Annotated in this window: 11 protein-coding genes; 3 read left to right on the top strand and 8 right to left on the bottom strand. The window is 67.2% G+C overall.

The window, feature by feature from the left end; translation table 11 throughout:
• Positions 1 to 89: 89 nt before the first annotated feature.
• Entirely contained in the window at positions 90 to 926 is an 837-nt protein-coding gene (locus ACZ50Q_RS09260; protein ID WP_464081281.1) for a mechanosensitive ion channel family protein, read from the top strand.
• Between the two features lie 106 nt (positions 927 to 1,032).
• Here the strand turns inward: ACZ50Q_RS09260 and ACZ50Q_RS09265 are convergent, their stop codons facing one another.
• On the bottom strand, positions 1,033 to 1,794 hold the full coding sequence (locus ACZ50Q_RS09265) for an IclR family transcriptional regulator (RefSeq protein ID WP_464081282.1): 762 nt from the start codon (positions 1,792 to 1,794) through the stop codon (positions 1,033 to 1,035).
• Between the two features lie 161 nt (positions 1,795 to 1,955).
• Between ACZ50Q_RS09265 and ACZ50Q_RS09270 the strand changes: the two genes are divergently transcribed.
• On the top strand, positions 1,956 to 2,945 hold the full coding sequence (locus ACZ50Q_RS09270) for a tripartite tricarboxylate transporter substrate binding protein (protein WP_076520040.1): 990 nt from the start codon (positions 1,956 to 1,958) through the stop codon (positions 2,943 to 2,945).
• Positions 2,946 to 3,046: 101 nt separating this feature from the next.
• On the opposite strand, the gene ACZ50Q_RS09275 is transcribed toward ACZ50Q_RS09270, so the two are convergent.
• Positions 3,047 to 3,823 (bottom strand): RNA methyltransferase, encoded by a 777-nt coding sequence (locus ACZ50Q_RS09275; RefSeq protein ID WP_464081283.1) that lies wholly within the window; start codon positions 3,821 to 3,823, stop codon positions 3,047 to 3,049.
• 129 nt (positions 3,824 to 3,952) lie between these two features.
• Between ACZ50Q_RS09275 and ACZ50Q_RS09280 the strand changes: the two genes are divergently transcribed.
• A complete protein-coding gene (locus tag ACZ50Q_RS09280) occupies positions 3,953 to 4,738 on the top strand; it encodes an inositol monophosphatase family protein (RefSeq protein ID WP_076520042.1) in 786 nt (261 codons plus the stop codon).
• A 65-nt stretch (positions 4,739 to 4,803) separates the two neighbouring features.
• Here ACZ50Q_RS09280 and ACZ50Q_RS09285 read toward each other — a convergent pair whose 3' ends face one another.
• From ACZ50Q_RS09285 to nosZ, 6 genes are read right to left on the bottom strand one after another with little or no spacing between them, the layout of a single operon-like run.
• A complete protein-coding gene (locus tag ACZ50Q_RS09285) occupies positions 4,804 to 5,802 on the bottom strand; it encodes an FAD:protein FMN transferase (protein ID WP_464081284.1) in 999 nt (332 codons plus the stop codon).
• A gap of 57 nt (positions 5,803 to 5,859) precedes the next feature.
• Entirely contained in the window at positions 5,860 to 6,360 is a 501-nt protein-coding gene (locus tag ACZ50Q_RS09290; RefSeq protein ID WP_464081285.1) for a nitrous oxide reductase accessory protein NosL, read from the bottom strand.
• Entirely contained in the window at positions 6,357 to 7,187 is an 831-nt protein-coding gene (locus ACZ50Q_RS09295; protein ID WP_464081286.1) for an ABC transporter permease, read from the bottom strand. Before ACZ50Q_RS09295 ends, ACZ50Q_RS09290 begins: the two co-directional genes overlap by 4 nt.
• Positions 7,184 to 8,086, bottom strand: coding sequence for an ABC transporter ATP-binding protein (locus ACZ50Q_RS09300; protein ID WP_464081287.1), 903 nt, complete (start codon positions 8,084 to 8,086; stop codon positions 7,184 to 7,186). The genes ACZ50Q_RS09295 and ACZ50Q_RS09300 overlap by 4 nt, the downstream gene beginning before the upstream one ends.
• Complete coding sequence (locus ACZ50Q_RS09305; protein ID WP_464081288.1) at positions 8,083 to 9,384, bottom strand: nitrous oxide reductase family maturation protein NosD; 1,302 nt, start codon at positions 9,382 to 9,384, stop codon at positions 8,083 to 8,085. Before ACZ50Q_RS09305 ends, ACZ50Q_RS09300 begins: the two co-directional genes overlap by 4 nt.
• 6 nt (positions 9,385 to 9,390) lie before the next feature.
• Positions 9,391 to 11,307, bottom strand: a complete 1,917-nt coding sequence (nosZ, locus tag ACZ50Q_RS09310; protein ID WP_464081289.1) for a TAT-dependent nitrous-oxide reductase — start codon at positions 11,305 to 11,307, stop codon at positions 9,391 to 9,393.
• Positions 11,308 to 11,359: the final 52 nt, after the last annotated feature.

The following is an 11,359-nucleotide window of genomic DNA, read 5'->3' on the forward strand; positions in this document are numbered from 1 at the left end:
ACAAAGCCTGACATTCCAGCCGCGCGCCGCGCCCCTTCGCGCAGGCCGCTTCTGATACAGTCGTCGTCGTTTTTTTTGCAGGAGGTTCCATGGATGAGGCCGTAAAAGAGTTCTATGTCTGGGCGCCCAGGCTGATGGATATGGGCATCAATCTGCTCGTCGCCCTGTTGATACTGGGCATCGGCTGGTGGGTGTCGTCGCTGCTGGGCGGCTGGGTCCGCCGGGCCGCCACGCGGTCCCCCAAGATCGATCCCACCATCGTGCCCATGTTCGCCACGACGGTGATCTGGGCGGTGCGCATCTTCACCGTGATCGCGGTGCTGGCGCGGTTCGGGGTGCAGACGGCGAGCCTGATCGCGGTGCTCGGCGCAGCCGGCCTTGCCGTCGGCCTGGCGTTGCAGGGCACGCTGCAGAACATCGCCGCCGGCATCATGCTGCTGATCCTGCGTCCCATCCGGGCGGGTGAATACATCGCGCTCAGCTCGGGCGCCGACGGCACGGTCGAGGAAGTGGGCCTGTTCCTGACCCGCCTGATCCAGGGCGATGGCATCCATCTCACGCTGCCCAACAGCACGGTGTGGAACGCCACCATCACCAACTACAGCCGCAACAAGACGCGGCGCCTGGACATCCCCGTGCCGGTCCGCTATGGCGACGACCTGGACGCGGTGGTCAAGAAGCTGCAACAGATCGTGGATGCGCGTTCCGATGCCTTGAAGGATCCGGCGCCGCAGGTGAAGGTGTTCGATTACAAGGAAAACGGCGTCACGGTGAACGTGCGCGTGTGGGCCGAGTCGAGCAAGTACTGGGACCTGCGCTGGGACCTGTACCAGGAGATCCGCCGCTCGCTCGAAGAGGCCGGTTTCCAGGCGCCGATCCCGCTGCGCGAGATCCAGAATCCCAAGGCCGGCGCGGCCGCAAGCTGATCGCGGCGTCATCGCGATGGCCACGAAAATGGGCGCTACGGCGCCCATTTTCTTGCGTCTTCGCCGCGCGGCGTGCGCGCCGCGAAGCCTGCCGGCAATCCGGCAATCAGGCCGGCGTGGCCAGCCGGGTCAGTTCCGATTTGATCCAGCCCGCGATCTCGCGCTGTCGCTGCGCGGGCATGCGGTCGATGATGGCGGTGACGCTGACCGCCAGCAGCGGCGCGCCCTGCGCGTCCAGCAGCGCGCAGCCCACACCCAGCGCGCCGCGCACCGCGTGGTTGCCCACCACGGAATAGCCGCGCGCGCGGGTGTTTTCAATCAGGCGGAACATCTCCTGCGGCGTCATGCCGCCGTATTCGTCCAGCCTGCCCGAGTTGCGCTCGACGATACCGCGCGCCAGGTCGTCGGGCAGCGCGGCCAGCAACGCCATGCCGCCCGAGCCCACGCCCAGCGGCTGGCGCTTGCCGGCGTAGGTGGCGAGGATCTGCACGGGATAGCTGCCGATCTCGCGATGCAGGCTGATCGAATCGTCCTCGTCGCGCACCACCAGGAACACGGCGTCACCGGTGCGGTCGGCCAGGCGGCGCAGCACGGGCAGGAGCTGCCGCACGCGCGGATCGCGCGAACGCGTGTCCGGATCGACGGCAAGCTGGGCGCGATATTTCTTGGTACCCGCCACCGGCAGCACCAGGCCCGCATCGAGCAGGGCGGCCAGCAGGCGGTAGATGGTCGGACGCTGTATGCCCGTCAGGCGGGCAATGTCCGTCACGCTCAGGCCGTCCGGCCCCTGGTCTCGCAGGGCGGCCAGAACCGCCAGACCGCGCCGCAACGTGCGTGGGCCCGCGGCCGCGGTGTCGCTGTCTTGCATGCAAATCTCTGAAAACTAAGGGTTATCAAGGAACGGACAAGGGAAAACCATCGTCCGTAGGGTGGACTCTACCTTGATGCAAACCGCGTGTATAGCGCAGAATGCGTCCATCCAATAATTCAAATCGTCCATTTAATGGACAGTACCTGCACGGAGACTCTATGACTACAGGTCAAAAGCCTGGCCTGCGGCGTATCGCCGCCACCCTTCTGGCCACCGCCGCAAGCGCATTTGCAATGGGTTCCGCCCACGCAGCCTATCCCGACAAGCCCGTCCGTATCGTGGTCGGTTTCTCGGCTGGCGGCACCACGGACGTGATCGCCCGCATCATGGCCAAGGAACTCACCGAGACCCTGGGCCAATCTTTCGTGGTCGAGAACAAGCCGGGCGCCGGCAGCAACATCGCCACCGATTACGTCCAGCGCGCCGCGCCCGACGGCTACACGCTGCTGTTCGTGGCCGTCACCAGCGCGATCAACCAGACGCTGTACAAGAACGTTTCGTTCGACCTGACCAAGGACTTCGCGCCTGTCGCCCTGGGCGCCAAGGTGCCGAACATCCTGGTCGTCAATCCCCAGGTTCCCGTCAAGTCCGTCAAGGAACTGGTGGACTACGCCAAAAAGAACCCGGGCAAGCTGGCTTTCGCCTCGTCGGGCAGCGGCACCTCCATCCACATGGCGGGCGAGCTGTTCAAGATGAAGGCGGGCATCGACGTGCTGCACGTGCCCTACAAGGGCAGCGCCCCGGCCATGACCGATCTGATCGGCGGCCAGGTGCAGTTCATGTTCGACAACATGCCGTCCGCATGGCCGCATGCCCAATCGGGCAAGCTGCGCGCCCTGGCTGTGACCACCAAGGAACGCTCCACGAGCGCGCCGGACCTGCCCACGATGCAGGAATCGGGCTTCGAGGGCTTCGACGTGTCCTCCTGGTTCGGCCTGCTGGCTCCCGCCGGCACGCCCCCGGAAGTGATCACCAAGCTCAACGCCGCCATGCAGAAGGCGCTGGACAATCCTGCCGTCAAGACCAGCTATGAAAAGCTGGGCGCCGTGGGCGTGAAGACGACGCCGGCCGAATTCGGCCAGTTCATCAAGTCGGAAGTCGATGGCTGGGCCCCCGTGGTCAAGGCCTCGGGCGCCAAGGTGGACTGATACACGCCGCTGCCGGCCCAGCGCCGGCGGCACGGCTAAATAAAAAGGGACGGGCAATTAGCCTGTCCCTTTTTATTTGTGCGCCGGCGGCTCGTGGCTGATTATTTCTTCTTGCCCGCGTTCAGCATCGCCGTGCAGACGCCGCGCATCATGTCCACTTCGTCGCGCGTCAGCGACAGCCGGGAATACAGGTGCCGCATGCGCGGCATCAGCTTTTTGGGGTGGGCCGGATCCAGGAATTGCACCCCGACCAGCGCTTCTTCCCAGTGCGCGAGAAACGCCTGGACGGCCTCGCTGGAGGCGGGCGCCGCGCCGCGCGCGGGTTCCTGCGCGGTGGACCGCGGCAGCAATTCGGCCCCGGCATCCGCCAGCAGGGCATAACGCACCTCCCAGGCGGCCAATTGCAGCGCCTGGGCGACGTTCAGCGAGCTGTACTCGGGGTTGGCGGGGATATGGCAGATGCGGTGGCACAGCGCGATCTGGGCGTTCGTGAGCCCCGCGCGCTCGGTGCCCAGCACCACCGCGGCCACGCCTTCGGCGGTGCCGGCCAGGTGTTCGCAGGCCAGGTCGGCCGCCTGGCGGATGTCGCAGGGCGGAGGACCCAGGTCCCGGACCCGCGCGGTCAGCGCGAAGGCCAGGGTGACCGGCGCCAGCGCTTCTTCCAGCGTCGGGTAGATCCGGGCGTTCTCCAGCACGTCCAGCGCGCCGCTGGCCAGCGCCACCGCCTCCGGCTGGGTTGTTACATCCGCGAATTTGGGCTCCACCAGGACGAGTTCCGAGAAGCCCATCGTCTTGATCGCGCGGGCCGCGGAGCCGACGTTTCCGGGGTGGCTGGGGTTCACCATTACGAAGCGAACACGTGAAAATGCTTGAGTCATTTAAAATGGCACGTTTGGCTTCGTGCCTTCCTGGTTTTTTGGGTCGATTTCCCCGTGGGGGCGACGGCGCGCCGGGGGGCGGCAAGCGGCCTACCATCAAGCCAACTCATCGCATACGTACGGAATTTTATGCACCCGATGCTCAATATCGCCATCAAGGCGGCCCGGCGTGCCGGCACCATTATCAACCGTGCCAGCATGGATTTGGAACGACTCAGCGTGGCACGCAAGGGGCCGCGCGATTATGTCACGGAAGTCGATCGCGCCGCCGAGGAGTCCATCGTCGAAACGCTGCATGCCGCCTATCCGGACCATGCCGTGCTGGGCGAGGAATTCGGACTGCAGGGTCCCGACCAGGCCGAATTCCAGTGGATCATCGATCCGCTGGACGGCACCACGAACTTCATCCACGGCCTGCCCAACTACGCCGTGTCGATCGCGCTGACGCAGCGGGGACAGGTCACGCAGGCCGTCATTTACGACCCCTCGCGCAACGAACTCTTCACCGCCAGCCGCGGCAGCGGCACCTTCCTGAACGACCGCCGCGTGCGCGTCTCGGGCCGCACCCGCTACCATGACGCGCTGCTGGGCGCCCACTGGCCCAACGCCGGCGATCCCGAAACCGGCTCGCAGCGTTTCCGCCAAATGGCCGAAGGCGCCACCGGCGTGCGCCGCCTGGGCTCCACCGTGCTGGACCTGGCCTACGTGGCCACCGGCCGCCTCGACGGCTTCTGCGGCGTGGGCCTCAAGCCCTGGGATCTGGCCGCGGGCAGCCTGATGGTCCTGGAAGCCGGCGGCCTGGTTGCCGACTTCGACGGCGAGCAAGGGTGGATGGACAGCGGCAACGTGCTGGCCGCCAGCCCGAAGATCTTTACGCAGATGCTCGCCACGCTGAATCCGCCGTCGGCGGCCTGATCGGCGCCACGCAGTGCAAGAACCGGCCGCGAGGCCGGTTTTTTTTTGATAGTGGCGCGCCGCCCTCAGGCGCCGCCGCCCTGCGCGATCAGTTTTCCATCCGGCAGCACCATCCAGGCGCGCACGCCCAGCGCGCGCACGAGCGTCTCGATGCGCGCCAGCGGCATGTTCGAGAATGCGGTGGACAGCGCATCGGCCGCGGTCGCCGTGGATGCCATGACCGACACGCTTCGATAGCGCGGGCTCGCGCGGCCGCTGTGCGGGTCGAAGAGATGCGAATGGCGCCCCGCGGCGTCCAGCGGCGTGCCGTAGCCGCCCGACGTGGCCAGCGCCTGGTTGCTGACCGGCACCTGCGCCAGGATCCGGTCCGGCGACAGGGGGTCCGCCAGGCCGACCCGCCAACCCTCGGCACGGGCCGACGCGTCCAGGCCGCGAATTTCGCCCAGGTCGACCAGCGCCCGCTCCAGGCCGGCGCTGCGCAGCAGATCCGCCACGCGGTCCGTGATGTAGCCCTGCGCAATGCCGTTGAGCGTCAAGGCCATGCCGGACCGCAGCCGGATGCGCTGCGGATCGACGTCGATGTTCCGGTAGGACACATGCGCCAGCGCGCGCGCCACGTCGGCCGGCGCGGGGCCGTCTGGCGATGCGCCGGGCTGTGCGAAGTGGTCGGCGTACACGCGCCACAGCGGCTGCACGGACGGGTCGAAGAGACCGTCCGTGACCTGGGCGTAGTGCCGGCTTTCGCTCAGGAGCCGCACCAGATCGGAGGGCGGGGCGGCCAGGAACCCCTGACGGTTCAGGACGGACAGCGCGCTGTCTTCGCGGTACAGGCTGAACACGCCCTCGAGTCGGCGCAGCTCTCGCAGCGCCCGGTCGATGAGCTGTTCGGCGGCCCGGCGGTCCGGATGGTACAGGCGCAGTTCCGCGTCCGCGCCCAGCGCCACGCCCTGCCAGCGCGTGGGCGCGATGGCGGCGTGCGCGCGGCGCAGCAGGGAAGGGGCGAGCGCCAGCGCGGAGGACGCGGCGACGATGCCGATGAAGCGGCGGCGGTTGGGATGGGTCATGGCGTTATCGATCGGAAGATGGGAAAGGCGCAATGGGCGCGGCGAAGGCCGATGGCCCTACTGCGCGAAAACGTAGTCCTCGGGCACGTCGGCAAAGCGCACGACGCGGCCGCCGTGGGTCTGGGCAAAGGCCTGCGCCCGGGCCGGGTCCGAGAACGGCATGGCGTCCTCGGCGCCCATGCCGCCGACGAAGCTCGAACCGATCACGTAGAAGGCCTGGCGCGCGTCCACCCAGACCCGCAGATCGGCGGCGCCGTCGGGGCCCGCGGCAGCCATGTCGTTGACGTAGATGGCGGCCAGTCCCTTGGGTTCTTCCGGCAGCAGCGTGTAGGCGAACACCTGCTTGATGGACGAGAACCACACGGGCGCGGCGCGTCCCTTCACAAATATCTGGCCTTTGGGCCCGGCGTGGTCCTGCAGTGTCATGCCGCAGTAATGGCCAACGGCGTCGGCGCTGACGGCCTGCGGCGCGGGCGGCGGCGCGGCGGTGTCCTGGCCGCCGCAGGCCGATAGCGCCACCGCCAGGACCAGCAGACCTGCCAAGCGTTGCAGCGTCATAGCTGTTTCCTCCGGAAGCAGAAGGCGGCCAGCCCGAAGGGCACCGCGATCCACAGCAGTTGCGCCGCCACCAGCATCGGCACGGGCAACCGCGCCTGGTCGCTGACGCCGGCCATGCCCGCGTACAGGGAGATGTTCTCGAACCCGGTCAAGTTCAGCAGCCGGTATACGTCCGACGGGTTGGCGAGTAGCAACGCATTGAGGATGCCGGGCGTCACATGGCGGCCCTGGTCCGCGGCCAGCACGCCCAGGAGGCCCATGTCGTAGATGACGACGAAGAACAGCCAGACGCCCAGGGCGATGCCCGCTGCCGTGGCGCGCTCGCGCACCAGCGTGCTGATGAGGTAGCCCATCGCCAGGAAGCTTGCGCCCAGCAGCACGCTGGCGCCGATCAGCATGGCGAAGGGGCGCCAGGCGCCGGCGTCCATGCCGCCATAGACCCATTGCAGCGCCAGGCCGGCCGACCCGTAGCCCGCGCCGGTGGCGATCGCCAGGATGGCCAGGTGCCCGATGAACTTGCCCATGATCACCTGCCCGCGCGACACGGGGTAGCTGAGCAGGAGCGCCATGGTGCCGCGGTCGACCTCGCCGACGATGGCGTCGTACGCCAGCAGCATCGCAATGAGCGGCACCAGGAAAATGGACAGGCTGGACAGGCTGACCACCGTGACGGTCAGCGGGTCGACCTTGACCGCGCCCGTGGGCGCGCTGCCCAACAAGCCCAGCGCCAGGGCCAGCGCGGCCAGCAGCAGCGACGTGGCCAGCACCCAGCGGTTGCGCAGGCCGTCGCGGATTTCCTTGCCGATGATGGTGCTTACCGCGTTCATGCGTCCTCCCGTTCAAGCAGGTGGGCGTAGATGTCATCCAGGCCGGGCACCTGGATGTCCAGGTCGCGGATGGGCGAGGCGATGGCCCCGATGCTGCGGATGGCGTCCACCTTGTCCGCCTCGTGGCATAGCAGTTCGTAGCGGCCGGGTTCGACCGGACGCCATGCTGGGGAGGGGGCGGCAGCGCCCGGCTGGCAGAGCGACACGCTGATGCGGATGGGCAGGCCGGTATCCCGCCGCAGCGCCGACATGGCGCCGTCGGCGATCTTCACGCCGGCCTTCATGACCACGATGCGGTCGGCGTGGCCGGCCAGTTCCGACAGGGCGTGGGTGCTGAGCAGGATGGTCGCGCCGCTGGCGCGCAGCTCGTGCACGATTTCGTAGAACGTCAGCCGCGACGCGGGGTCCAGGCCCGTCGTGGGCTCGTCGAACAAGAGGATGCGGGGTTCTCCCAGCAGCGCCTGCGCCAGCGCCAGCCGCTGGCGCATGCCTTTGGAGTACCCGCCGACCCGTCGGTGCGCGGCGCTGGAAATGCCCACTTTTTCGAGCAGCCTTGCATTGCGCGACAGCGGCTGGCGCTTGAGTCGCGCGTAGAACGCCAGCGTCTCGGCGCCCGTCATGGCCGGGTGCAGGGCCACTGTTTCGGGCAGGTAGCCGATGCGCGCGCGCTGCCGGGCGGCCGCGGGGCTGTGGGCGTCGTGCCCGAACAGCATGACGCGGCCATGCGTGGGACGGATGAGGCCCAGGATCAGCTTGATCAGGGTGCTCTTGCCCGCGCCGTTATGACCGGCCAGCGCCACGCATTCGCCTTCGCGCAGGTCCAGGTCCAGGACGCTGACCGCGCGGTGGGCGCCATAGTGTTTGCTGACGCCGGAAAGCGTTACCAGTGCATGGCTCATTGGATTACCTCGGCGCGTTTCGCGCCGTTCTGCCGGGCGGGCTTCATCAGCGGCGCGCTGTCGATGACGCCTCCCGGCAATATCGCGGGGAACTGCGACTGCGCCCAGCGCACCACCGAGATGGCCGGGCTGTTGAGCAGGATGCGCGCCGCCGGGGCGCGCCACAGCAATTGGTCGACCACGTCGTTCGGGCGGTAGGCCGTGTCGGCGATGCCGTCGCCATCCAGGTCGAAGGCCGTGTTGTCGCTCCAGTAGTTGCCGCGTCCCTCGTCCGACCACTCCAGCACGCGCGTGCCCACGTACTTGACCTGGTTGCGGTTGTTGATGAACGCGTTGCCGGAGATCCGGTTTCCCTCGGAGCCCGCCGTGAAGTGGATGCCGATGTCGCAGTTGGAGAAATGGTTGTCCGCAAAGCGGTTCTTGTTGGCGTTGTAGATGAATACGCACTTGCCGGCGCCATCCACGGTATTGCCCGAGATGTCCGAGTTGTTGGCGTAGTTCATCATCAGGCCCTGTTCGACGTTGTCCATCGCCACGTTGCCGGTGACGACGAGCCGGTGCGAATACATGATGGCGTAGCCGATGTCGTTGCGCGTGGCCACGTTGCCGCTGATCTCGCTGTCGTTGGTGTACATGTAATGCACGCCATAGCGCAGGTCATGGAGCCGGTTGCCGATGAACCGGTTCTGCTTGCTGGTGTTCACGAAGATGCCGTCGCGGCCGGCGGAGATGTCGTTGTCGACCACCGCGCTGCCCGGCGTATTCCACAAGGACACGCCATTGCCGCGCTCGGCCACGCGCAACTCCTGGTTGCCCACGATGCGGTTGCCGCGCACCAGCGCGTCCTGCGGGCCCCACACGTAGACGCCGAACAGGTTGTCCAGGATGTCGTTGCGTTCCACCACGGCGCGGTGCGCCGTACGGTCCAGGAAGATGCCCGCGTCCATCGCGGGCAGGTCCAGGCCGGAGCGCGTGACGGTCAGGTTGCGCAGCGCCACGTCGGCGGCCTGCACCCACAGCGTGCGTCCGTTGCGCGTGCCCTCGATGATGGCGGTGCGGTCCCGCGGTCCCTCCAGGGTCAGGGGCTTATCGATGACGATGGCGCCGGCGTAGGACCCTGGCGCCAGCCGCAGCGTGTCGCCGGGCTGCGCCGCAGCGATGGCCTGGGCCAGGTCCGCGCCCGCCGCGACGTCCACGGTGGCCGCCGCGGCGGCGCCGGGCAGGGCCGGGGCAAGCCCGGACAGCACGAGGCCAGCCGCGGCCCGCACCGCGCTTCGCAAGGTTGCGATGACAGCCATGGATCGTTACGCGGATTTCTTGGGATGCACGATCATCTGGCCGGACATTTCCATGTGCAGCGCGTGGCAGAACCACTGGCAGTAGTACCAGTACACGCCCGGCCGGTCGGCCTTGAACGTGACGGATGAGGTGGCCTGGGGCCCGATTTCCATGGCGATGCCGTGGCCTTCCAGCGTGAACCCGTGCGTCAGGTCTTCGATCACCTCCATGTTGGTCACGAACACCGTGACCTCGTCGCCCTGGTTCACCTCGAACTGCTTCAGGCTGAACATGGGCGCGACGGCCATCATGTACACGCGCACCTTATTGCCGTCGCGCACCACCTTGGCGGCGTCTTCCAGCGTCACGCCGTCTTTCTTGGCGATCTGGCGGGCGTCTTCCCACATGGGGTCGTCGCGCTTCCAGACGCTGACCGGGTTGATCTTCGAACGGTGCACCAGGCACATGTCGTGCGGCTCGGCGAAGCTGGGGCCGTCATGCACGAGCTTCATCTCGTCGCCCGAGATGTCGATGAGCTGGTCGTTCTCGGGCTTGAGCGGGCCCACGTTCAGGAACCGGTCCTTCGAGAACTTGTTCAGCGACACCAGCCACTTGCCGTCGGCTTCCTTGGTCTCGCCCATCGTGGAATGGTTGTGGCCCGGCTGGTAGTGCACGTCCAGCTTCTGGATGATCGGGTCGACCTTTTCGCCCTGGTAGGCGCGCTTGGCCTTGTCGATGTTCCACTTGACCATCTGGCTGTCGATGAACAGCGTGGTGTAGGCGTTGCCGCGGCCGTCGAAGGCGGTGTGCAGCGGGCCCAGGCCAAGCTGCGGTTCGGCCACCACGCAGTCGCGCGGCTTGATCTTGTCGGCGAACAGGTCGTCCAGCTTGCGCACGTCGATCACCGTCACGGTGGGCGACAGCTTGCCGTTCAGCATGAGGTGGATGCCGTCGGGCGCGGCGTTGCAGCCGTGGGGCGAGTTGGGCACCGGGATGTAGCGCGTGTACTTGGAGCCGTGGCGGCCGTCCACGACCGGCACGCCGCCCATCGTCTTGAAGTCGCCGTCCTTGATCGCCTGTTCGATGCGCTTGAGGTTGAAGACCACGACCCAGTCCTGCTCGTTGGCCGACATTTCCTCGACGGTCACGCCCTTTTCCGAGTTGTAGCAGGTGGCGAAGGAGTACTTGCCCTGGTAGTCGGCGTCGCCGTTGTCCAGGTTGCCGTCCACCAGCACCTGCCAGGCGACCTTCATCGTGTCGCCGTCGAGGGCCGTGTAGACGGCGAAGAAGTTCTTTTTGGGATCGTCCAGTACCTTGCCATTGTTGGGCAGCGGCGAGATGTGCTCGCCGTTGGCGAACACATAGCCGGTGCGCGGGTAGCGCTGCGGGCGCAGGCCGTGCACGCCCGACACGTTGGGCAGTTCGGTGATCTTGTCGGTCTTCATCACGTCCAGGCGGATCCGCGCCACGCGGTTGTTCGCCTTGTCGTTGATGAAGAGATAGCGCCCGTCGTAGGTCTGGTCGGTGAACGACAGATGGGGGTGGTGTGCATCGCCGTTGGGAAACACGCCGCCCTTGTCCTTCAGGAATTCGCGCGTTTCAGGCGTCAGGCCTTCGGTCAGGATCTTGCGGCTTTCGTTGGTGCGGCCCCATCCGGTGGCGCTGCACTGGTTGAACACCGGAATGCGCACGAGTTCGCGCATGGAGGGCAGGCCCAGCACGCGGACCTCTCCGGACTGGCCGCTGGAGTTGAACGCGTAGTACTCGTCCAGCTCGCCCGGCGCGACATGTCCGAGCACGGCGCCGCCGCCGGACTTGCCCTCCTTGCCGTGGGCGGTGGGAATCTGCGCGCCGGCCACGAGGCCGGCCGCGCCGGTGATGGCGGCGGTTCCCAGGAAGCTGCGGCGGCTGAGGCCGGCTTTTTCGGGGGTCTTGTCGGACATGGATAACTCCTGGTTTGTGACGGCGCGGGGCGCCGCCGTACGGAAACCGTGT

The organism is Achromobacter sp. T5-5 (assembly GCF_055397965.1).

Coding starts and splice junctions, on each gene's coding strand:
- ACZ50Q_RS09260 (WP_464081281.1), top strand. CDS start 90: ATGGATGAGGCCGTAAAAGAGTTCTATGTCTGGGCGCCCAGGCTGATG.
- ACZ50Q_RS09265 (WP_464081282.1), bottom strand. CDS start 1,794: ATGCAAGACAGCGACACCGCGGCCGCGGGCCCACGCACGTTGCGGCGC.
- ACZ50Q_RS09270 (WP_076520040.1), top strand. CDS start 1,956: ATGACTACAGGTCAAAAGCCTGGCCTGCGGCGTATCGCCGCCACCCTT.
- ACZ50Q_RS09275 (WP_464081283.1), bottom strand. CDS start 3,823: ATGACTCAAGCATTTTCACGTGTTCGCTTCGTAATGGTGAACCCCAGC.
- ACZ50Q_RS09280 (WP_076520042.1), top strand. CDS start 3,953: ATGCACCCGATGCTCAATATCGCCATCAAGGCGGCCCGGCGTGCCGGC.
- ACZ50Q_RS09285 (WP_464081284.1), bottom strand. CDS start 5,802: ATGACCCATCCCAACCGCCGCCGCTTCATCGGCATCGTCGCCGCGTCC.
- ACZ50Q_RS09290 (WP_464081285.1), bottom strand. CDS start 6,360: ATGACGCTGCAACGCTTGGCAGGTCTGCTGGTCCTGGCGGTGGCGCTA.
- ACZ50Q_RS09295 (WP_464081286.1), bottom strand. CDS start 7,187: ATGAACGCGGTAAGCACCATCATCGGCAAGGAAATCCGCGACGGCCTG.
- ACZ50Q_RS09300 (WP_464081287.1), bottom strand. CDS start 8,086: ATGAGCCATGCACTGGTAACGCTTTCCGGCGTCAGCAAACACTATGGC.
- ACZ50Q_RS09305 (WP_464081288.1), bottom strand. CDS start 9,384: ATGGCTGTCATCGCAACCTTGCGAAGCGCGGTGCGGGCCGCGGCTGGC.
- nosZ (WP_464081289.1), bottom strand. CDS start 11,307: ATGTCCGACAAGACCCCCGAAAAAGCCGGCCTCAGCCGCCGCAGCTTC.